This is a genomic window from Patiriisocius sp. Uisw_047, assembly GCF_047730165.1.
Taxonomy (GTDB): Bacteria; Bacteroidota; Bacteroidia; order Flavobacteriales; family Flavobacteriaceae; genus Patiriisocius.
Map to the genome: position 1 here is coordinate 326,845 of NZ_CP159834.1, position 23,466 is coordinate 350,310.

The window sequence follows — 23,466 nt, forward strand, 5'->3', positions numbered from 1 at the left end:
ATTGCTTTCCGCGTACGCGGAAATCTTTTTTAGCTTTCGCTATATTTAATACAAATACACAATTAATGCGTACCGATTTTTTATTTATAGTTTGTCGAATACAGCACTCAATCGCTCTGTAATTTCTTCTACACTTCCCACTCCATTAACACCGTAATATTTATCCTCGCCCTGGTAGTATTCTTTTAAAATATCTGTCTTGCGATAATACTCTGCAATGCGCTCTCTAATCACCTCTTCGTTTGCATCATCTGCTCTTCCACTCGATTTTCCTCGCTCCAACAACCTCCCAACCAAAACCTCATCATCCACCTCTAGCGCCACCATCGCAGCAACTTCAGTTCCTTTCTCTGTCATAAATGCTGTGAGAACCCTTGCTTGGTCTTTAGTTCTTGGATACCCGTCAAATAAAAATCCTTTTGGATTACTTTTTAACTGACGATTCACCTCTTCTTTCAACATTTCGTTTGTAACACTATCAGGCACTAAATGACCCTTTTCAGTATAGGTTTTCGCAAGTGCACCAAGTTCTGTATTGTTTTTCATATTGTACCTAAACATATCACCGGTTGATAAATGTATGAGTTGATACTTCTCTTTTAAAACTTCTGCTTGTGTTCCTTTTCCTGCTCCCGGAGGACCAAATAATACTATGTTTGTCATTTTTAATAGCCGCAACGTCGGGCCGTTTTTTAATTTAACTTCTATTTTTTCTTCAAAAATATCTTCTTGAAATTCACGCGAATTTTTAATCCGAAACAATGATTTAATAAATTCCCACATTTCAATATCTATGCCATAAAAATTAGCAGGTGCAAAGATAGTTATTCAAGTTAAGAGTTGAGAGTTAGGAGTTCATAAATGTCCCATTCTAATTATTATGACACATATTTGAACTAGCCACTGATTTTAGTCTGGTTTGACCCATCTTTTCTGCATCATCTTCGACTTCAATTTCGTCTTAATTTTCGATTTCATCCATTATATTTGCACTATGGCAAATTACTTTTCTTCAAACTTTACTCTAGGAATTTTAGGCGGCGGTCAATTAGGCAAAATGATGCTCTATGAAACCCGTAAATTTGACATCACTACGCACGTGCTCGACCCGAGTGCAGAGGCACCTTCGCGAATTTCTTGCGACTATTTTGAGCAAGGCAATTTAATGGATTATGATACGGTATATAACTTCGGAAAAAAAGTGGATATCCTTACTTTTGAAATTGAAGGCGTCAACATTGAGGCCTTAGCAAAACTAGAAAGCGAAGGAAAAAAAGTGTACCCCTCTTCTGGAACTTTAAAAAACATACAAGATAAAGGAGTTCAAAAAAACTTCTATAAACAACACAAAATACCGACAGCACCATTTTTAGTTTTCAAAGATAAATTTGATTTAACCGAAGCTATTGTTCGTAAAGAAGTGACACTACCATTTGTTTGGAAAAGCTGTACGGGTGGTTATGATGGCACTGGCGTTTCAGTAATAAGGAATGAGGGAGATATGATTCCGCTAACAGAAGGTTCGTGTATCGCAGAAAAGTTAATTCCTTTTAAGAACGAGTTAGCTGTGATTGTAGTTCGCAACCCTTCGGGAGAAGCAAAAACCTATCCCGTTGTAGAAATGGAATTTCATCCAGAAGCAAACCAAGTAGAATATGTAATCTGCCCAGCGAGAATAGATGAGAATGTAGCAATAAAAGCAAGAGAAATCGCCGTTAAAGTTTCCGAAGCATTTAAACACGTAGGATTACTTGCGGTAGAAATGTTCCAGACGGAAGATGACGAGATAATAGTAAATGAAGTAGCGCCAAGACCTCACAATAGCGGTCACTACAGCATTGAAGCGAGTTACACAAACCAGTTTGAACAACAAATAAGAGCTATTCTCGATCTCCCATTAGGAAATACAGATAGCAAAGTAGGTGGTATTATGGTCAACCTCGTGGGTGCAGAAGGCCATACCGGCGAAGTGATGTATAAAAACATCGAGAAAATTATGGCAATGGATGGTGTGACGCCACATATTTATGGCAAAAAACAAACCCGCCCTTTCAGGAAAATGGGACACGTCACGATTGTAAATGAAGATATTGATAAAGCAAGGGAGATTGCACAGGAAGTGAAAAATAGTATTAAAGTAATAAGTAAATAAATATGAGCAAAGTTGCAGTAATAATGGGAAGCACTAGCGATATGCCAGTGATGCAAGATGCAATAGACATCTTAAGAGGTTTTGACATTGAGATTGAAGTTGACATCGTCTCTGCCCATAGAACACCAGAAAAATTATTTGATTTTAGCAAAAATGCCCACACCCGTGGTATTAAAGTAATTATTGCAGGCGCAGGCGGCGCAGCACATTTACCAGGAATGGTGGCCTCATTGTCTCCCTTACCCGTAATTGGCGTACCTGTAAAATCAAGCAACAGCATTGATGGCTGGGACTCTGTACTATCTATATTACAAATGCCTGGTGGCGTTCCCGTAGCAACCGTAGCTTTAAACGGCGCTAAAAATGCTGGCATCCTCGCTGCACAAATAATAAGCACTGCTGACAAATGTGTCCTTGACAAAGTAATCGCCTACAAGGAAGGATTGAAAATAAAAGTGGAAGAAGGAGCGAAAAAGTTAAAAATGTAAAACAACTATTAAACTCGGACTCTTACTTTTTTCAATTTTATATTTAAAATTTTATATTTAAATGAACCCATTACTTAAGAAATTTGACCTAGCGCCATTCTCAAAAATTAAAAATGAGCACTTCGCTCCTGCTATCAAGCAATTAATTGCAGACACGAAAGAAGAAGTAAACGCCATTGTTGAAAATACCGATGCTCCTACATTTATTAATACGGTAGAAGCACTTGAAAATACAGGACAACAACTAGACAGAGTCACTAGTATTTTCTTCAACCTGAATAGTGCAGAGACCAATGATGAGATTCAGAAAATTGCACAGGAGGTTTCGCCTTTACTAACTGAACTTGGGAATGACCTGCTTTTAAACGAAGCCTTGTTTAAAAAAGTTAAGACTGTGTTTGATGCCAGTGCGTCCTATGAGTTAACCGCAGAGCAAAAAATGCTGCTCGACAAACAATACAAAGGATTTAGCAGAAATGGCGCAAACCTTTCTGAAGACGATAAAAATAAACTGCGCAAAATAGACGCTGACCTTGCAAAATTAAAATTGACCTTCGGCGAAAATGTGCTGGCGGAAACAAATGCGTTCCAAATGCACCTTACTCAAGAAAGCGATCTCGCGGGTTTGCCTGAAGGCGTTAAGGAAGCCGCTGCGCAAACCGCTGCCGAGAAGGAACTTAAAGGATGGGTTTTTACGCTAGATTACCCTAGCTATATTCCCTTTATGAAATATGCTGAAAACAGGGAGTTGCGCAAAAACTTATCACTCGCATTTGGTGCGAGAGCATTTCAGAAAAACGAATACAATAATGAGCAGAACGTATTACAGATAGTAACTTTACGTCATCAACGCGCTGCTTTACTAGGCTACGAAAGTCACGCACATTTTGTGCTCGAAGAGCGTATGGCAGAAACGCCCAAAAAAGTATTGTCATTCTTAAAAGAACTTATGATTAAGGCCAAGCCCGCAGCTCAAAAAGAGTTTGATGAGCTTGAAGCCTTTGCAAAAGAGTTAGACACTATTGACCAATTGCAAAAATGGGACGGTGCTTTTTATGCCGAAAAGTTAAAACAACAAAAATTTAGTTTAGATGATGAAAAGCTTAAGCCATACTTCAAACTTGAAAATGTTATTCAAGGTGTTTTTACAGTAGCCAATAAATTATTTGGACTTCAGTTTGAAATAGACCCTACGATTGACAAATATCACGAAGACGTAAAGACCTATCGTGTCACAGATGCAGAAGGAGTTCTGGTTTCCATATTTTATGCAGACTTTCACCCGCGACCAGGAAAACGTGGTGGCGCTTGGATGACCAGTTTTAAACCACAGCAGAAATTTCACGAAATTGATGATCGTCCGCATATTTCTAACGTGTGTAACTTTACCAAGCCAACAATAAGCAAGCCATCATTATTAACCTTTAATGAAGTAACCACCCTGTTTCATGAGTTTGGACATGGATTACACGGGATGCTTGCAAACACCACTTACAATGGCTTATCTGGAACAAACGTCTCTTGGGATTTTGTAGAGTTACCGAGCCAGATATTAGAGAACTGGTGTTATGAGAAAGAAACACTCGAACTTTTTGCTACGCATTATGAAACCGGTGAAGTGATCCCAATGGAATTGGTGAACAAAATTAAAGATTCAGCCACATTTCACGAGGGCATGCAAACCATGCGTCAGTTGAGTTTTGGCTTATTAGATATGTCTTGGCACGGGAGTAACCTTTCTCATATTTCCAAAGTAAAGCAATTTGAGACAAACGCTTTTGGCGATAGCGCTTTGTATCCTGAAACTTCACAGACGTGCATGAGTACTGCTTTTTCGCATATTTTTCAAGGAGGATATAGCGCAGGATATTATAGTTATAAATGGGCAGAAGTATTAGACGCAGATGCCTTTGCTTATTTCAAGCAAGAAGGAATTTTCAACAAAACAGTGGCGACTCGTTTTAAAGAAACCGTGCTCTCACAAGGAGGCACCGTTGAACCTATGGATTTATACAAAGCCTTTAGAGGTCAAGAACCAAATCCTGATGCGCTTTTGGAACGTGCTGGACTTTTGAAGTAAATGGCGTTAGGTAAAAATAAAAAACACGTGTTAAACCATGTTTCATTATGAAGTACTTATTACTTGTTATTACGCTATCAGCTTTTTATTCTTGTAAAGACATCAAGACAGAAGCTCCAATGGAGATCGTTTCCGGGGAAAATACTTTTACTTCGTATGCGCGTGTGCATGGTTTAATTCAAGGATCGTGGTCCAATGAGTTAGACCCTGAGAGCGTGATCGTTTTTGAAGAGAATACCACCACTAATAAATATCAGGGTGTTATTGCACTGAAAGGCGTGCCGTACGCTCTTAGCACAAACTGTAAGAATGAGGCCAAGGCAACATCGACAGCTGCTTTTAGGTATATTAACACTTCGGGGAATTATTCAGAATGTTATTACATACTGACTCTTAATGAAAACACCCTTATAATGGAGTTTGAAAAAGGGAATATTACCCTTACATATTTACGTTTAATAGAGGATTAAGTTAAATATAACTAAGATTACTGTTGGTTTTCATCCCTCACAAACAATCTACCCACACTTAATAAGACAACAACATATAATGTTCAATACGTGTAAGAAATAGTTGAAGAAAATTAATTCACAATATTAATTTGATAAATAAGTCATTAAGATAAACATACCCTATATTAAGTATCATATTATGTGGAATAGGGTAAATATATTCAAGGAATAAATTTTAGTTTTGGATTAATAGCAACTCTAATCCCTGCAGATTTAAAAAACGAGAGTAATCTTGCAATCGTAATTATTGGTGCTATTGCTCGATATTAGGCAGGAAAAACTACAATACAATTTGCATATTATCCTATGCACGATATCCCCAAAAAAAGCTTTTAACATGGAGAGGAAATGGAATGAATTTGTTGTTCCTTTTTTTTGAGATCATCTCTTCTTTATTATTCTTTGCGAATATTTTTTGAAATTCATATTCAACCTAAGGCTATATCATTTGTCCTCTCAATCTATAAATATTAATGATGACATCTCTTATAACCTATACTATTCTTTCTTATTTTTGAAATTGATATGACAAACCAACTCATCGATGCCACAAATTGGGTAGATCGCTACAGCGATTATCTATACAACTACACGATTGTGCGCGTGAATGATCATGAGGTTGCTCAAGATCTTATTTCTGAAACCTTTTTAGCAGGTCTTAAATCTGCTAAAAACTTTAAAGGAGAAGCCAGCGAACGCACCTGGCTTATTTCTATTTTGAAAAGAAAAATTATCGATCATTATCGCAAAACCAACAGTAACAAAGGGAAAGCCGAGGTGCGAATGCAGTATTCTGGCGAAGATTCTGATGGAGATTGGTTAGAAGAGCGAGTTAAAGATCCTTCGTACAAAACAGCAGAAGATACTATAGAAAACTCTGAACTAGGCGATGCTATTTATGATTGTATTGACCTTCTTCCTGAAAAACAAGCGGCAATTTTCAAGATGAAAACCATTGATAATTTTGACACAGAAGCCATCTGTAATGAATTTAGTATTACTCCGTCTAACCTCTGGGTGATTATCCATAGAGCGCGAACATCGCTGGCTCATTGCCTTGAAAAAAACTGGTTCTAGTATGGAGAAGTTGCTAATGCTACTTATGATTGATTGTAACAAATCTGCACAATATTGCGATAAAGCACAATACAATGAAGCCTCGACTAAGGAGCGTTTTCGTCTTAATATCCACTTAATTATATGCAAGTTATGTAAAGGTAAATCTGTGGAAAACACTAAACTCACCCGCGCAATAAACGAAGCTAAGCTTACGACAATGCCTAAGGCTGACAAGGAAATTTTAAAAACTAAGTTGCAAAAAGAAATAAGTAACCATTAGCCACCATATAGGAATACTCTCCACCCAGAAAGAAGCATAATATTGACCTTGTCTCTTACCAGCTCTTACAAGCATAACACCTGAAAGAACTATCATAATTACCGCTGCATAAATTTTCCAGAAGGCACCATTACTTAGATAAAACTCACACAATAAGGCAAGCCCAAGTAACACAACACCGACTGCTTTAGTTCTATTGACACCTAGTCTTTGTGGCATTGTACCTAGAGAAAATGAATCATATCGCATATCTCGTATCTCAAAAGGTAATATCCATACGACAACGAGCACGAATCGCTGTAAAAAAAGCAACCAAATAGTTGCGTCTAGCGATTCTTCTTCCCAAACAATTGGTATGATGACGGTGATTCCTGCCCACACTGTTGCGACAATAAATACTTTTAGACCTCCTACGCTTCTTAAATTATATCCTGCCATAAAAGGAACGGCATATAAAAATATTAAAAGCCCAAACCCGGTAGCATAAATTAAGATTTGTAATGGTGATTGCCACAATACCAGAACTAATAATGCGGCACAAAGAGCAGAAAAAACCTGTATGGCTTTTAAACTCTTAGCCAGACTTCTGTGATGTAGACCCGCTACTTTTGCATATTTGACGAAGTTATATCCAGTGATGGTTCCTAAAAAAACAAAGGCATAAATCATCCAAGATATCTCTAGCCCTGTGCTTAATTGCGTTAATCCCACAAGCGCAGTTACTACAAGAGCAACGTGAACACTACTATTAATATAAAAAGCAAATAAGACCTTGAGGAATTTCATTATGTAAATCTAAGGAAACAAATAATGAAAATATAAGTTAGGCAGGTAATAAAGCAAGGTTTTTAATCCTTATAACTCCTTAAGGATGTCTTTCAAATTTCCGAAGTAATATGGTAGATTATTGTTAGTAATTAATGTGCAGTCGTCCTGTGAAAGAATCGATACGTGATAAGATAGCGTGCGTGTAATCAGAATCTAGCGATCTAAAACGACACATATCCAATATAAATAAAACAAATATAAGTAGTTGAAAAGTTATTTAGCACTACCTACAAACTCCTTTAAAAATTACAGTTTATGTTGTATTTTTGTCTAACTATTTTAGGGTAGTAAAACCTATCTTAATTTCACTGAAATACAATCTAATTAAAGTGGTAACCCACAGCTATCATATGAAGACAGATTCTTTTGCTTACAGACACATAGGCCCACGAAAGGCAGACCTTGAAGGCATGTTACAAACCGTAGGAGTAGACTCCATGGAGCATCTTATTTTAGAAACTATCCCTAACGACATTCTACTCAAAAAGGACATCAACCTTGATGATGCAATGAGCGAGCAAGAATATTTGGAACACATCACAGAGCTTTCTGCTAAAAATCAAGTGTTTAAAACCTACATAGGCCTTGGATATCACCAAGCGATTACTCCTCCAGTAATACAGCGTAATATTTTAGAAAATCCGGGATGGTACACTGCTTATACTCCGTATCAAGCAGAAATTGCGCAAGGGAGACTAGAAGCTTTACTTAATTTTCAAACCATGGTGACAGACCTCACGGGAATGGAGCTTGCTAATGCGTCATTACTTGACGAAAGCACTGCAGCTGCAGAAGCTATGTCTTTACTTTTTGCCGTACGAGAGCGTGACCAAAAAAAGAGAGGAGCAAATAAATTTTTTGTTTCTGAAGAAATCTTACCGCAAACACTATCCTTACTAGAGACGAGATCTACTCCTATTGGTATAGAACTGATCGTAGGAGATCACGAAACATTTGATTTTTCATCAGAGTTTTTTGGTGCTATACTTCAGTATCCTGGAACTAGCGGAAAGGTTTTTGATTATAAATCTTTTGTAAGCACTGCTAATAACGCAGGTATTAAAGTAGCCGTAGCCGCAGACATTTTGAGCTTAGTGAAGCTGGAAGCCCCTGGAAATTTCGGAGTAGATGTAGTAGTAGGTACGACGCAACGTTTTGGAATTCCATTGGGATACGGTGGACCACACGCAGCATTTTTTGCAACAAAGAAAGCCTATAAAAGAAGCATCCCTGGAAGAATAATCGGAGTTACAAAAGACATAGACGACAACCGTGCTTTACGTATGGCGCTTCAAACACGCGAGCAACACATAAAGCGTGATAAAGCAACAAGCAACATTTGTACCGCACAAGTTTTACTGGCAGTTATGGCAGGAATGTACGCAGTATATCACGGACCAGATGGTTTAAAATATGTTGCAGATAAGGTTCATAATACAGCTGCTACACTTGCTGATGCTCTAGAAAGGCTAGGTTATTATCAAGCTAATGAAACTTATTTTGATACGATTTCAATTAAAACAGACATTTCAAAAATAAAGTTTAGAGCAGAATCTGAAGGAATAAATTTTTATTACAGCGATGAACAAACGGCTTCAATTTCAATAAATGAAACAACGACACTTTACGATATAAATAAGATTATTGGAGTATTTGCAGAAGCGGCTAGTAAAGATCGTTTTTATGTAAAAGAATTAATAGAAGGGAATGCCATCCCAAATAGCATTGAAAGACGGACAGATTTTTTAACTAATGAAGTCTTTAATAGTTACCATAGCGAAACAGAACTGATGCGCTACATCAAGAAGCTGGAACGTAGAGATCTTTCTCTTACCCACTCAATGATTGCGCTTGGCTCTTGTACAATGAAGCTAAATGCCGCAGCAGAAATGCTCCCACTGAGTGATCCTATGTGGGGTAATATGCACCCCTTTGTTCCTATTGAGCAAGCAGGCGGGTATCAATTTATGTTGAAAAAGCTGGAAGAACAACTTACAGAAATTACCGGATTTTCAGGTACCTCGTTACAGCCTAATAGTGGTGCTCAAGGAGAATATGCTGGACTAATGGTAATTAAAGCATATCATGAATCTAGAGGAGACCACCATAGAAACATTTGTTTAATACCATCTTCCGCGCACGGTACAAATCCTGCAAGTGCTATAATGGCTGGAATGAAGGTAGTAGTAACAAAGGCCACAATTGAAGGGAATATAGATGTAGACGATTTACGAGCAAAAGCAGAGGAACATAAAGACAACCTGGCGGCATTGATGGTTACATATCCATCTACCCACGGAGTATATGAATATGCCATTAGAGAAATCACAGGTTTGATTCATGAGTTTGGAGGTCAAGTATATATGGATGGCGCAAACATGAATGCGCAAGTTGCACTTACAAATCCTGGAGCTATTGGCGCAGATGTATGTCACTTGAACCTGCATAAAACATTTGCCATCCCTCACGGAGGCGGTGGTCCTGGAGTAGGCCCAATTTGTGTTGCAAAACAATTAGTGCCATTTTTACCTTCTAATCCAATAATTGAAACCGGTGGTGAGCTTGCCATTACAGCGATCTCTGCAGCACCTTGGGGAAGCGCATTGGCCTGTTTAATAAGTTATGCATATATCTGTATGCTAGGAGAAAACGGACTTAAAAAATCTACACAGTACGCCATCCTAAACGCTAACTATATCAAAGAACGTTTAACAGGGCACTATGAGACTTTATACTCTGGAGAGAGAGGACGCGCAGCCCATGAGATGATTATTGACTGTAGACCATTTAAAGACCAAGGTATAGAAGTGACAGATATCGCCAAGCGATTGATGGATTATGGTTTTCACGCTCCTACCGTCTCTTTTCCCGTAGCTGGAACGATGATGATAGAACCAACAGAAAGTGAGAGTAAACAAGAATTAGATCGTTTTTGTGACGCGATGATTTCTATTAGAAAAGAGATTGACGCGACAGACAGAGACGCGACTAATAACGTGCTTAAGAACGCGCCACATACACAAGCAATGCTTACGAGCGATACTTGGGATTTCCCATACACGCGCCAGCAAGCAGCATTTCCGTTGGAATATATCAGTGATAACAAATTCTGGCCCGCAGTACGTCGTGTGGACGATGCTTTTGGTGACAGAAATTTAATCTGTACTTGTGAGCCTATTGAGGCGTATATGTAGCACTAGAGTCACTTCGGAAATTTTAAGAATTTTTTAATTGACAAACCTTAAAACACGTGATTATTGCTTGATCACTTTTAAATAAGCTTATTGCCATTGTCAAAAAAAAGACTTAAAGTTGAGGAATTAATATTTCAGCAAGTAAATCGCTTGAATAACCAAAAACAGTCACAAATAGGCAGCTAATCGCTTGTTTCCAAAACTGTTTTATGTATTTTAGCCGAAATTTTTTACAATTATGGGTACGAAAATTATAGGAGTAGGAAGTTATATTCCCGAGATCGTCGCTAAGAATGAAGATTTTGGCGAGAACGATTTTTTTAATGCTGACGGAACAACCTTTTCACACGAGAACGAGGTTATTATTGAAAAATTTAAAGCCATTACTGGTATCGCTGAAAGACGCTATATCAAGGATGAACTTGTCACGTCTGATATTGCAGTGATTGCTGCAGAACGCGCAATAGCAAATGCAGGTATTGATAAAGAGTCATTAGACTATATTATCGTTGCCCAAAATTATGGGGATGTAAAGCACGGTGACTCGCAGAGTGATACGGTACCAAGTCTTGCCTCACGGATAAAACATAAACTTAGAATTCAAAATCCATATTGTGTTGGGTACGACATTCTTTTTGGTTGCCCAGGTTGGGTGGAAGGAATGATCCAAGCACACGCATTTATCAAAGCAGGAATGGCTAAACGCTGTCTAGTCATAGGTGCAGAAGCCTTATCTAGAGTAGTAGACCCGCACGACAGAGATTCTATGATTTACAGTGATGGTGCTGGAGCAACAATCGTAGAAGCTAATGAAGACAAACAATTAGGATTCCTTACTCACAAGAGCGCAACTCATACCTATGACGAGGCACACTTTATCTTTTTTGGAGAATCAAACAACCAAGAAGTGACAAACAGCCGTCGTTACATTAAAATGCACGGTCGTAAGATTTACAATTTTGCTTTGATTAAAGTTCCGCAAGCTATGAAGGCCACTATGGACGAAAGCGGTCTTGACATAAGTGAGCTTAAAAAAGTTTTCATACATCAAGCAAACGAAAAAATGGATGAAGCTATTATCAAACGGTTCTATAAGTTATACGACATGGAAGCACCAGCTTTTATTATGCCTATGAGTATTAATAAGCTTGGTAACTCAAGCGTTGCTACTGTACCTACTTTGTATGATATGGTTTTACAAGGCAAATTAGAAAACCACCAAGTAAACAAAGGAGACCTCATAATGTTTGCCAGCGTTGGTGCTGGCATGAATATTAATGCTATCTTATATAGAGTGTAGAAACCACGAATGCTTAACGATGTACAAAAACACCTTTCCAAAAAAAAGATACAACATCACTTTAGACTTCTTAAATGAAGTAATCACAAAGGATGCAAAAATTCTTGATCTTGGGGTTTTAAATCCGTTTTCTGAAATTTTAAGAAACGAAGGATATACCACTACAAATACGACAGGCGAAGATCTTGATATAGATACCGAAGCAGTAAAAAATAACGCATATGATGTAATCACTGCTTTCGAAATATTTGAACACTTAGTTTCTCCCTTCAATGTACTGCAAGACATTAAAGCCAATAAAATCGTAGCCTCGGTACCCTTAAAATTATGGTTTGCATCTGCGTATCAAAACAAAGAAGATGCAAGAGACCGACACTATCATGAATTTGAAGACTGGCAGTTCGACTGGCTACTAGAGAAGGCAGGATGGAAGATTAAGAAAAGTGTAAAGTTTACAAATCCCGTTAAAAAAATAGGCATCCGTCCAATTCTTAGAAGATTTACACCGCGTTATTATCTTATATATGCTGAGAGAGTAAGATGAAAATCTACATCATCATACCAGCTCATAACGAGGCAAAGTATATCTCAAAAACATTAGACTCACTTCTCAATCAATCGTTTAAGGCTACAAAAATTTTAGTAGTTGATGATTCTTCAACAGACGACACGCTCGCAGTGCTAAAATCCTATTCTGAGTCTAATGAAGCCATCTCATGTATCACAAAGCCATCGGTTGGGGGTCACAATCCAGGAAGTAAGGTAATTGAAGCATTTAATTTTGGACTCCAGCAACTGGATGATTCGTATGACATTATTTGCAAATATGACGCAGATCTTATTTTTCCATCAAATTATCTAGAAGCCGTTGTTGGCACATTTCAGGAGTCATCAAAAATTGGGATGGCAGGAGGCTTTTGTTATATAGAGAAAAATGGGGAATGGACATTAGAGAATCTAACGAATAAAGACCATATACGTGGTGCTTTAAAAGCGTACACTAAATCCTGTTTCAGCAAAATAGGAGGATTAAAAAGCGCTATGGGCTGGGATACCATAGATGAAATTATCGCCAAATATCACGGGTTTCAAATTGTGACACTTGAAAACCTACACGTACAACACTTAAAGCCTACCGGTAATAAATATGCTAAAAAAGCTGGCTTAAAACAAGGTGAAGCTTTTTATCGTATGCGATATGGGAGCTTTCTAACTCAGGTAGCGGCTTTAAAATTAGCGTTTAAAAAACACTCTATTTATTACTATTTTGAATGCATTAGTGGCTATAAGCTCGCTAAAAAAAACAAGGCACCTTTTTTGCTCTCTCAAGAAGAAGGTGAGTTTTTGCGTACCTTGCGTAAGAAAGGAATTCGTAAAAAACTTTTCTAGCACCTTATAACCTTTCATTAACGTTTTCAAAAGTCAGAATCTGTATTTTTGATAAATAACTATTTTCCTACTATGTCAATAAGAATTAAAGATATATTAATTGGATGTTTTCTTGCATTTTCTACAATCTCATATGCTCAAAAAAACGGGGAGCAACCTAAGAATATCATACTCCTCATAGGAGATGGAATGGGTCTTAGTGAGATAACAGCTGCTCAATTTTATAGTGAAAACACTTCAAACTTTGAGGAGTTTAATACTATTGGACTTATAAAAACTTCATCATCTCAGGAATTAATAACAGATAGCGCCGCAGCAGCTACAGCTTTTGCTTGTGGAGAAAAAACATACAATGGCGCCATAGGAGTGGATGACAATAGGGAGCCCTTAAAAAACATTGTAGATTTTGTTTCTAATAATGGGATGGCAACAGGACTAGTGAGTACTTCATCTATTGTTCATGCCACGCCAGCCTCCTTTTTTGCACATGTAGATTCGCGTCGGAAATATACTGAAATTGCCACTTACTTACCAAGTTCTGAAATAGACTTCGTCGCGGGAGGTGGTTTACAGTTTTTTGAACGCAGGGAAGATGGAAAGGACTTAGTGAAAACTTTAAAAGAAAAAGGATTTGATGTCATCACAGACAAGCTTCCTAAATCAACTACGTCAAAAAAGCAAGCTATCCTGCTTGCCGATGATGAGATGCCAAAAATGCTAGATGGTCGTGGAGATTTTTTACCAGACGCTACCGCCCTTGCCTTAAAACACTTATCAAAAAATAAAAAAGGATTTTTCTTAATGGTAGAAGGCTCTCAAATAGACTGGGGAGGTCACGCAAATGATGCCGAATACCTCGTAAGCGAATTATTAGATTTTGACAAAACTGTTGGAGTAGCACTTGCCTTCGCAAAAAAGAACAAAAACACTCTAGTTATTGTGACAGCAGATCACGAGACAGGAGGTTTTACGCTCGCAGCAGATGGTACAGATTATAATAAGATAAAAATGATTTTCTCAACAGGTGGACATAGTGCCACTATGATACCAGTATTTGCTAAGGGACCAGGAGCGCAAAAATTTGCAGGCATCTACGAGAATACTGAGATTTATACAAAAATGGTATCTTCTCTAATTAAGAAGAAAAACTAGCTTTCAATAAAAGCACTTTATATAAAGTATGAAATACATAAGAGACGTTGGTTCTTATTTTTTAATGTTAAAAAAAGTCTTTGGGGGTTTTACTAAAGGATCCGTATTACGCGAACTCATTTTTAAGGAAATAGACGACCTCGTTATAGGCAGTTTAGGAATTGTTGCTTTTATTTCATTTTTTGTGGGGGGTGTGATTGCATTGCAAACAGCTATCAATTTAGACAATCCATTAATTCCAAAATCTATAATAGGTTTTGCCACGAGACAATCTATTATTCTAGAATTTGCACCTACTTTTATTTCGATTATTATAGCGGGTAAAGTAGGGTCATTTATAACCTCAAGTATTGGATCGATGCGTGTGACCGAGCAGATAGATGCTATAGAAGTAATGGGGATTAACTCTCTTAATTATTTAGTATTTCCGAAGATAGTAGCCATGATGTTTTACCCACTTGTCATAGCGCTCGCCATGTTTATAGGGATAATAGGAGGCTTTGTAGCAGGCGTTTATGGCGGCTTTACAAGTGCAACAGATTATGCCATAGGTATACAAGATAGTTTTGAACCTTTTCATCTGGTGTATGCATTCTTAAAAACCTTTGTTTTTGCATTTATAATCGCAACAGTACCTTCTTGGCAAGGTTATTATATGAAAGGTGGCGCTCTTGAAGTAGGAAAAGCGAGTACAAACTCTTTCGTATGGACGAGTGTACTGATCATACTCTCAAATTATGTAGTAACTCAACTCTTATTAAGCTAATGATAGTCGTAAAAGATGTTAAAAAAAGATTTGGAGATGAAGAAATCTTAAAAGGGATTTCTACCACCTTCGAAAAAGGAAAAACAAACCTTATCATAGGTCAGAGTGGAAGCGGAAAAAGCGTTCTGCTCAAATGCCTATTGGGCTTATTTACACCTGAAGAAGGCCGCATACACTATGAAGACAAGGCCATACAAGACATGAATGATGACCAGCAACGCGAACTCAGAGAAGAAATAGGGATGTTATTTCAGGGTGGTGCATTGTTTGACTCTATGACCATAGAAGAAAATGTGATGTTCCCACTTAGAATGTTTACAAACCAATCTAAGAGTGAAATGATGGAGCGCGTATACAATGTACTTGAGCGTGTTAACCTAGAGGATTCTGGCAAGAAGTACCCAGCAGAAATTTCTGGCGGCATGCAAAAAAGAGTTTCTATTGCCCGGGCCATCGTAAATAAACCTAAATATTTATTTTGTGATGAACCCAACTCTGGTCTTGACCCTAAAACTGCGACGGTTATCGATAATCTTATTCAAGAAATCACACACGAATTTAATATTACAACCGTAGTTGTTACTCATGACATGAACTCTGTAATGGAGATAGGGGAACAGATTAACTTTTTAAAGAATGGATTGTTAGTTTGGAAAGGTACTAACGAAGAAATTTTTCGAACGGACAATAAAGACGTTACAGACTTTGTGTATTCGTCAGATTTGTTCAAAAAAATCAGGGAAATACAGCTTAACAGCTAACATATCAACCCAATCCTTTCGGTATCAATAATTTTATAGTTAAATTGGGCTTCAATAAAAAAAAAGTAAAATGAAAAAAAGTATACTTCTAATAGCAGTTATCGTTTGTTCGACCACGATAATGGCTCAAGTTTCTTTCACGAACCAAAGTGGAATGATTGGTAATTATAATGACACTTCAGAAGTTGCTGTTGATGTTGATAATGATGGTCTCGATGATTATGTGAGACTATCAAATGATGGTATTGGTATCGATTATCAACAAGCAGATGGAACCTTTAATTCTACATGGAGACCAATGAGTATTCAAAACGACCCCAATTGGAGTGTTGCAGCTGGAGATTTTAATGAAGATGGGTTTATGGATTTTGTTTTAGGTAACGGACAGAGAGTATCATTCTTGTTTGCTAGTGCAGATGGCACCAGCTATACAGAAGACGCATCACACACAGATTATATATTCTCTCAAAGAACTACAGTAGCAGATATTGATCTTGATGGAGATTTAGATGCCTTTGTATGCCACGATGTAGATTTAAGTCACCCTTACCGTAATGATGGTAATGGAAATATGACTGAAGATCAATCATTAATTAATACACTTGACCGTCCTGGCAACTATGCAGCTATCTGGGTAGATTATGACAATGATGGAGATCAAGATATGTATTTAACAAAGTGCCGTGGTGGAGCTGAACCTGGAAATGAAAACAGAGACAATGCAATGTACACAAACAATGGTAATGGCACGTTTACAGAAAACGCACTTGACATTGGGATGCGTGATAACGCACAATCTTGGTCTACAGTTTTTGAAGATTTTGACAACGATGGTGATTTTGATGCATTCATTGTGAATCACGATTTCGCAAACAGATTTATGTTAAATGATGGTACGGGAAACTTTACAGATATCATTGGTTCTACAGGAATAAACCCTACAGATCTTGGTGCTTGGGAAAATCAAGCAGGAGATTTTAACAATGATGGGTATGTAGACATTTTTTCTGAAATGGCTAGAGAATTATACATCAACAATGGTGATTTAACGTTTACTGGCATCAACTTACCTTTTGATGAAGGTGCAATTTCAGATTTGAATAATGATGGATACTTAGACGTTGCTAATGATGGAAACTTATACATCAACGATGGCGGAACTAACAACTATATTAAAATTTCTTTACAAGGTGTAGAAAGTAACATTCACGGTATAGGAGCAAGAGTTGTAATTGTAAGTGATTTAGGCACACAAATGAGAGAGATTAGATCTGGACAAGGGTTTAGTCATATGAGCTCATTAACAGCTCATTTTGGTCTTGGAACAGATGAGACTATTGAGTCAGCTACAATACACTGGCCAAACGGACTTTCTGAAGAAATAGAAGGACTTGACGTGAATACAATGAATGTAATTCTTGAAGGAGAAGGAGTTGTTCTAGGCAATACCACTTTTGAAACAGAAGGTATTACAGTATTCCCTAATCCTACTGCAGATGTTCTTAACTTCTCATTGGATGGATTACAAAACACACCTGTTACAGTTATAGATACGAACGGAAGAGTAGTACTTAATACTGTGATCTCTCAAAATAGAGACATCAATGTTTCTACCTTAAATGCTGGAGCATATTTTGTTCAGCTAATGGTGGAGAACAAAGCAGTAAACTACAAGTTTGTTAAAAAATAATTGACAATCATATGTCATTAAAAAGGGTGCTCGATGAGCACCCTTTTTAAGTTTTAAGAAGACCGAGCCTTCTATTTTTTATCGAACTACGCCTCTTATCTAAGGAGTAAAAAACCAAATTCCATAATGCCTGGAGTGCAGGATGTTTGTTTAGTTATTACTCTACCTTCAAAGTATCTAGCTTTAACCTCACTTTTAATAGTGCCGCTATCTTTTCATTATTTGCAGCCTTAGCTCTAGATCTTATCTTATTATTCCAGGTCATAGTAAAAACAGATATCGTATCTATCACTTTGAAGTTATTCTGTATTCTACGAGCGTACCCAATGCTCTCTAAGTCTTCGTAAGACACTTTAAGTTCAGCACTTACATCTGCAAAAGGAATATCTTCTCGAGACACAGCAAGCTTTGCAATTTCATTTTCTAAAAAAGAAATGCGCTCTGTCTTATCTCTTATTTTCTGTTCATTGTTAATATAGAGTTCGCTTAAAATATCTGCTTTTAAATCGCCAGATATTTGTGCAGCTAGTTCGTTAGAGTTGTCTGTACCTTGGTAAATACGCAAATTAACGTCTTGTATTTTTTCTATCTCCTTTATTTTTGAAACCCAAACATCAATGACGTTTTGTGGTACTGGCTTTCCTATCAAATATACCTCGATATTCTTAGCCTTATAATCTTGTGAAAATTTTACAATCTCGGCACCTTCATATTTGAGTTCTGTCTTTACAAACTCTTTTATTTTATTTGTAAACACCTGTTCATCAAGTAACTTAATGAAAAAATAAACACTAGGAACAATTACAATAATCGCTACTAAAGACACCAGACGTGTTATCATTTTTCTTCTCTTGGTATTTGCATACCGTACCATAGGAAACCGAAGTATTTTTGCTACTAAAAAAGTAGCAAGCGCAATGAATACTGCATTTATTGAGAAAAGGAACAGTGCCCCACCCGCATAGCCTAAATTTCCAACCGCAAGACCGTATCCTACTGTACACAAAGGCGGCATTAAGGCGGTTGCAATCGCAACCCCAAAAATAACACTAGCAATCGTTCCGCTTTTTGTCTTTGCAACTATAAGACCCAATCCACCAAAAATAGCCACGAGCACATCAAGTATGTTTGGCGCAGTTCTAGCCACTAGCTCGGCGGTTTCTTCGGTCAACGGAGACAACCAAAAATATAGCGTTGCTGTCATAACACTTAACACCACCATCACCCCTAGATTGATAAAAGAGCGTTTCATTGTCTCTATATCATTTATAGCAAGTGATAGACCAATACCGACAATAGGCCCCATTAGCGGAGAGATAAGCATCGCACCAATAACTACAGCAGTACTCGACACATTAAGACCAATAGAGGCAATAAAAATGGAAAAAATGAGAATCCAAGCGGTATGCCCTTTAAAAGAAATATCCTTTTTGACAGCTGCAACCGTAGCGTCCCGATCTGTGTCACTCTGAATATCAAAAAGTTCTATAAAGAACTTCTTAATCGACTCCCAGGCATTTATCTTAGTATGTTCAAATTCTTCTTCTCTAGGCGCCGCTTTAACTTCGTTATGTTCTTGCATACGGACTATGTATATTTCTCTCCAAACTTATCTTTAAGCTCAGAAAGTAATTGTTTTATCTCTTGCTCCTTTTTCTTCGGAAATATTAATAAGCTTTCCTCCTTATCTACAATGATGTAGTCTTTTAATCCATCAACCACAACTAGTTTTTCCTTTTCAGTAAGAATCATATTCCCTGTAGCTTCTCTTAAATGCGGTATCGCGCGCACCACAGCATTCTCTTCAGCAACATTGGTCATCTTATCGTGCAGAGCTCCCCAAGTTCCAAGGTCATTCCAGTCGAAGTTTGCCTTAATCACAAAGACATCTTTAGATTTTTCTAAGATCCCGAAGTCAATTGATATATTTTCTGCCTTACCATAATTCTCAGAAACGAAAGTGGCTTCTCCTTTAGCATTCAATGCAGGAACTCCTTGATTAAAGAGCGTCAACATTTCTGGAAGGTGATCCTCAAAAGCGGCTACTATCCCTGAAACACTCCAAGCAAAAATACCTGCATTCCAAAGAAAATTACCTTGAGCAATAAACTTTTTAGCGGTATCATAATTTGGTTTTTCTCTAAACTGAGTCACCTTGCACAAGGACGTTTCCGCAGAAACTTCATTTCCTACTTCTATATATCCATATCCTGTATTAGGAAAAGTGGGGGTGATCCCTAGGGTAATTAATCTATTTGTACTGTCTATAGCTTTAAAGCATGTCATCACATCTTTTGTAAATGCTGCTTCATCTTCGATCCAGTGATCACTTGGTGCTACTAGCATTTTTGCATCAGGATTCCACTTCTTTATCTTCAACGCCGCTAACAATATACAAGGTGATGTGTTGCGCATAGCGGGCTCAAGGACTAGTTGTGCTTCGGTAAGTGTTGGGAGCTGATCTAACACTAAGTCTCTGTAGCGATCATTTGTTAGAATGAGGATATTTTCTTCTGGAATAAATTTGGTAATTCTAGAAAACGTCTGCTGCAACAGCGATTTACCTGTTCCCAACATATCAATAAATTGCTTAGGGAATTCTGTTGTACTCATGGGCCAGAATCTAGACCCAATGCCACCTGCCATTATTACTGCGTAGTTATTTATATCCATAATTCTATCTTAAAAATTCTACTTCTGCATTTGGGTTAAATAAATACACTCTTCCTGTTGCGATTTCTACACACTCATAACGCTTCACTCTTTTGTTACCACGTCTGAATATTTTACCATTATAGAGCCTAAAACTACCGCCAGCAGGTATTTCAAAGATATAGTTTTTATCGTTTGGCGGGTCATATTGCTTTAAAGCGAGAGACAATCGTGCATCTGTGTCACTCGATGCTTTGGGATTTTTAAAGTGCAAGGCGATAAGCGGCAATAATTGCTGCGGAAATATACTAGGATTGATATATGGCAACATTAATTGTTGAAACGTGAACTTCCATTCTTTCCCGTGCGGTTTAATAGCGCGCCCATATTTCTGAAACGCCACTAAATGCGATATCTCATGAATTAATGTTATAAAAAAACGGTAGGTATTTAAAGTGGTATTGACTGTGATTTGATGGGTACCATCTATGTTTTTTCTATAATCACCGTGTCTCGTCACACGCTCATTTACGATCTTGAGGTGTACATTGTTATCTTGTATAAGTTCCATAACAGATGAAACTGCTGCCTCCGGAATATATTTCTGAAGTACTTCTTTCATTTTTATTAGGGTGTTGAACTGGACACTTCTAAAATCTTACCATTATAAAACTTTGCTCCTGTTAAAGAAAAGTTCATAATATATTCTGCCATCTCTTTAGCAGACAAGGGAGCTTGATACCCAGGGAAAGCTTCTTCGAGCATTTCTGTCTGAACGGCTCCTAAAGCTAATACATTAAACGAAGGGCCTGTTTCTTTATATTCTTCCGCTAACACCTCTGTGAGCGTAATGATAGCCCCTTTACTACTGCTATATGCAGCAAGGCCAGGGAATTTTGCACTTCCTTGAATGCCACCCATACTACTGATGTTCACCACGTGACCATCCTTTTTCATAAAAGGTAATACACGCTGTGTGAGCGAAGCTGCCCCATACACGTTCACTTCAAAAGAATCCTTAAAGTCTTGCTTACTTAATTTTTCAAATGGTTTATTTACTAAAAAACCAGAATTGTTGATTAATACATCTACGTGATTCCAGTTCTCCTTCAAGAAAACGCTTACTTTATCTAAATCTGGTTCGTGGGTAATATCACAAGAAAAGCAATGACAGTTATCGCCACCCAATCCTGAAACTGGTGCAGCGTTGCGGGATAGCGCTAGCACGTTGTACCCCTTGTTTGCAAATAAAGCGACGAGTTCATATCCTATACCTCGACTCGTACCTGTAATAATAATATTTTTTTTCATGTGAGCTATTTAAATGAACGTCAATTAAATATGTCTTTGTAATTGTTCGCCCTTCGACAGGCTCAGGGTGACTATTATATATATTTTAAAAATTTTCAGGCTAAGCTTGTCGAAGAGTATTCCTTAACTTAAAGAGCAACTAAACCTAAGAACTTCTTTTAGCTTTCGGTTACTCTCTAAATCTCTTATAGAGCTCTTATTAAACAAACATAGTAACAGGGTTCTCAATATAGTTACGAAGTGTTTGTAAAAACTTTGCTCCTGTAGCTCCATCAACCGTTCTATGATCACAAGCTAATGTTACAGTCATTGTATTTCCTACAGCTAATGCTCCATTCTTAACCACTGGTTTTTGAACAATAGCTCCCACAGATAAGATAGCCGAATTAGGTGCATTTATAATAGAAGTAAATTCTTTAATACCGAACATCCCAAGATTAGAAACCGTAAACGTACTTCCGTCCATTTCTTGAGGCGTAATTTTTTTATTCCTTGCTTTTCCAGCTAGCTCTTTAACGTTCGTGCCTATTTGAGAGAAAGTCATTTGGTCTGCGAACTTTAATACAGGGACTAATAATCCCTCATCTACTGCCACAGCAACCCCTATATGTATGTGCTTAGCTATCCGCGTCGCAGTTTCTGTCCATTGGCTATTTACCTGTGGATGTTTGCGTAATGCCATTGCACACGCTTTAACGATCATATCATTATAACTTATCTTAACATCTGGATCACTATTTATAGCGGTCCTAGAAGCCATAGCATTGTCCATATCCAACTCTACAGTGAGGTAATAATGTGGTGCTGTAAACTTTGATTCTCCTAGGCGCTTAGCAATCGTCTTACGCATTTGAGAGTTTTTAATCTCTTCAAAACTTTCTGTACCCACGGGAGCATATGCCGTGGCACCTCCTGGTTGATAATTTTCTATATCAAATTTGACAATTCTGCCATTCTCACCACTTCCTTGAACTACGTTAAGACTAATCCCGCGGTCTTCTGCCATCTTTTTTGCTAATGGCGATGCAAAGATTCGATTATCTGAAGATGAGCTTGAGGCTGAGGATGAAGTTGGAATTGAAGGCGCACTTGGAGTCTCTTCCTTTACTTCTTTCTTCTTATCCTCTTTTTTAATTTCTTTAGTTTCAGTTGCTTTTGGTTTAGTTCCAGTAATCATAGAAACGTCCGTTCCTTTGGGACCAACGATTGCTAGTAAGGCATCCACTTTTGCGGTTTCACCTACAGCGATCCCTATTTTCAAAAGGGTTCCATTATAGAAAGACTCAAACTCCATTGTGGCTTTGTCTGTTTCTATTTCTGCGAGGATATCTCCCTCTTCAATTAGATCCCCTTCTTGTTTTAGCCAAGCGGCTACTGTACCTTCTTCCATTGTATCACTCAAACGGGGCATGGTAATTACCTCTACTCCCTCTGGCAGATCAACGTCACTCTGTGACACCTCGCTGTTAGGTTTGCTATCTGATTCTTGATTCTTGTTACTTGATGTTTCGCCTTCGTCATGTGAACTCGCCTTCACCTCATTTTCTGCAGCAGCTGCGCTTGAATCATTCGCATTTCCACCGCTATTAAGATGTGCTGAAATATCTTCTCCTTCTTCTCCAATAATAGCGAGAAGGGTATCTACCATCGCGGTATCTCCTTCTTCAATACCAATATACAAAAGGGTTCCATCATAAAAAGACTCAAACTCCATCGTGGCTTTATCCGTCTCGATTTCTGCTAGAATATCTCCTTCTTCTACTTTATCACCCACTTTTTTAAGCCAAGTAGCAACGGTACCTTCTTCCATCGTGTCGCTCAATCGCGGCATATTTATTACTGTTGCCATAGT

20 protein-coding genes are annotated in these 23,466 nt (G+C 37.8%); 13 read left to right on the forward strand and 7 right to left on the reverse strand.

What is annotated here, in order from left to right; translation table 11 throughout:
• Nucleotides 1-84: 84 nt before the first annotated feature.
• Nucleotides 85-663 carry an adenylate kinase gene (locus tag ABXT71_RS01565; protein ID WP_415372049.1) on the reverse strand — a complete coding sequence of 193 codons (579 nt, stop codon included), beginning with the start codon at nt 661-663 and terminating at the stop codon, nt 85-87.
• Nucleotides 664-994: 331 nt separating this feature from the next.
• On the opposite strand from ABXT71_RS01565, the gene ABXT71_RS01570 reads away from it, so the two are divergent.
• The 5 genes from ABXT71_RS01570 (at nt 995) to ABXT71_RS01590 (ending at nt 6,309) form a co-directional block, all read left to right on the forward strand.
• On the forward strand, nt 995-2,152 hold the full coding sequence (locus tag ABXT71_RS01570; protein WP_415372050.1) for a 5-(carboxyamino)imidazole ribonucleotide synthase: 1,158 nt from the start codon (nt 995-997) through the stop codon (nt 2,150-2,152).
• A 2-nt stretch (nt 2,153-2,154) separates the two neighbouring features.
• On the forward strand, nt 2,155-2,640 hold the full coding sequence (gene purE, locus ABXT71_RS01575; protein WP_415372051.1) for a 5-(carboxyamino)imidazole ribonucleotide mutase: 486 nt from the start codon (nt 2,155-2,157) through the stop codon (nt 2,638-2,640).
• A gap of 61 nt (nt 2,641-2,701) precedes the next feature.
• On the forward strand, nt 2,702-4,720 hold the full coding sequence (locus ABXT71_RS01580; RefSeq protein WP_415372052.1) for a M3 family metallopeptidase: 2,019 nt from the start codon (nt 2,702-2,704) through the stop codon (nt 4,718-4,720).
• A 47-nt stretch (nt 4,721-4,767) separates the two neighbouring features.
• The gene (locus ABXT71_RS01585; protein ID WP_415372053.1) at nt 4,768-5,190 is read left to right on the forward strand and encodes a hypothetical protein; all 423 of its coding nucleotides are present in this window, start codon (nt 4,768-4,770) and stop codon (nt 5,188-5,190) included.
• Nucleotides 5,191-5,757: 567 nt separating this feature from the next.
• Nucleotides 5,758-6,309 (forward strand): sigma-70 family RNA polymerase sigma factor, encoded by a 552-nt coding sequence (locus tag ABXT71_RS01590; protein ID WP_415372054.1) that lies wholly within the window; start codon nt 5,758-5,760, stop codon nt 6,307-6,309.
• 223 nt (nt 6,310-6,532) lie between these two features.
• Here the strand turns inward: ABXT71_RS01590 and ABXT71_RS01595 are convergent, their stop codons facing one another.
• Nucleotides 6,533-7,357, reverse strand: a complete 825-nt coding sequence (locus tag ABXT71_RS01595; RefSeq protein ID WP_415372055.1) for a hypothetical protein — start codon at nt 7,355-7,357, stop codon at nt 6,533-6,535.
• A 392-nt stretch (nt 7,358-7,749) separates the two neighbouring features.
• Here ABXT71_RS01595 and gcvP point away from each other — a divergent pair, with 392 nt between their 5' ends.
• The 8 genes from gcvP to ABXT71_RS01635 all read left to right on the forward strand — a co-directional run bounded on the left by gcvP (nt 7,750) and on the right by ABXT71_RS01635 (nt 17,651).
• Nucleotides 7,750-10,593: an aminomethyl-transferring glycine dehydrogenase gene (gcvP, locus tag ABXT71_RS01600; RefSeq protein WP_415372056.1), complete on the forward strand. Its 2,844-nt coding sequence runs from the start codon at nt 7,750-7,752 to the stop codon at nt 10,591-10,593.
• 238 nt (nt 10,594-10,831) lie between these two features.
• Entirely contained in the window at nt 10,832-11,893 is a 1,062-nt protein-coding gene (locus tag ABXT71_RS01605; protein ID WP_415372057.1) for a 3-oxoacyl-ACP synthase III family protein, read from the forward strand.
• A gap of 19 nt (nt 11,894-11,912) precedes the next feature.
• On the forward strand, nt 11,913-12,437 hold the full coding sequence (locus ABXT71_RS01610; protein ID WP_415372058.1) for a methyltransferase domain-containing protein: 525 nt from the start codon (nt 11,913-11,915) through the stop codon (nt 12,435-12,437).
• The gene (locus ABXT71_RS01615; protein WP_415372059.1) at nt 12,434-13,282 is read left to right on the forward strand and encodes a glycosyltransferase family 2 protein; all 849 of its coding nucleotides are present in this window, start codon (nt 12,434-12,436) and stop codon (nt 13,280-13,282) included. Before ABXT71_RS01610 ends, ABXT71_RS01615 begins: the two co-directional genes overlap by 4 nt.
• A gap of 72 nt (nt 13,283-13,354) precedes the next feature.
• The gene (locus ABXT71_RS01620; RefSeq protein ID WP_415372060.1) at nt 13,355-14,434 is read left to right on the forward strand and encodes an alkaline phosphatase; all 1,080 of its coding nucleotides are present in this window, start codon (nt 13,355-13,357) and stop codon (nt 14,432-14,434) included.
• Nucleotides 14,435-14,462: 28 nt separating this feature from the next.
• Nucleotides 14,463-15,200, forward strand: coding sequence for an MlaE family ABC transporter permease (locus tag ABXT71_RS01625; protein WP_415372061.1), 738 nt, complete (start codon nt 14,463-14,465; stop codon nt 15,198-15,200).
• Nucleotides 15,200-15,961 carry an ABC transporter ATP-binding protein gene (locus tag ABXT71_RS01630; RefSeq protein WP_415372062.1) on the forward strand — a complete coding sequence of 254 codons (762 nt, stop codon included), beginning with the start codon at nt 15,200-15,202 and terminating at the stop codon, nt 15,959-15,961. The genes ABXT71_RS01625 and ABXT71_RS01630 overlap by 1 nt, the downstream gene beginning before the upstream one ends.
• Before the next feature lie 70 nt (nt 15,962-16,031).
• Entirely contained in the window at nt 16,032-17,651 is a 1,620-nt protein-coding gene (locus tag ABXT71_RS01635; RefSeq protein WP_415372063.1) for an FG-GAP-like repeat-containing protein, read from the forward strand.
• Nucleotides 17,652-17,808: 157 nt separating this feature from the next.
• Here the strand turns inward: ABXT71_RS01635 and ABXT71_RS01640 are convergent, their stop codons facing one another.
• From ABXT71_RS01640 to ABXT71_RS01660, 5 genes are all read right to left on the reverse strand, one after another.
• A complete protein-coding gene (locus tag ABXT71_RS01640; protein ID WP_415372064.1) occupies nt 17,809-19,233 on the reverse strand; it encodes a DUF389 domain-containing protein in 1,425 nt (474 codons plus the stop codon).
• A gap of 5 nt (nt 19,234-19,238) precedes the next feature.
• Nucleotides 19,239-20,324 carry a mannose-1-phosphate guanylyltransferase gene (locus tag ABXT71_RS01645; protein WP_415372065.1) on the reverse strand — a complete coding sequence of 362 codons (1,086 nt, stop codon included), beginning with the start codon at nt 20,322-20,324 and terminating at the stop codon, nt 19,239-19,241.
• Between the two features lie 4 nt (nt 20,325-20,328).
• Nucleotides 20,329-20,925 carry a SprT-like domain-containing protein gene (locus tag ABXT71_RS01650; RefSeq protein ID WP_415372066.1) on the reverse strand — a complete coding sequence of 199 codons (597 nt, stop codon included), beginning with the start codon at nt 20,923-20,925 and terminating at the stop codon, nt 20,329-20,331.
• A 5-nt stretch (nt 20,926-20,930) separates the two neighbouring features.
• Entirely contained in the window at nt 20,931-21,614 is a 684-nt protein-coding gene (locus ABXT71_RS01655; protein ID WP_415372067.1) for an SDR family NAD(P)-dependent oxidoreductase, read from the reverse strand.
• A gap of 199 nt (nt 21,615-21,813) precedes the next feature.
• Entirely contained in the window at nt 21,814-23,463 is a 1,650-nt protein-coding gene (locus tag ABXT71_RS01660; protein WP_415372068.1) for a 2-oxo acid dehydrogenase subunit E2, read from the reverse strand.
• Between the last annotated feature and the right edge of the window lie 3 nt (nt 23,464-23,466).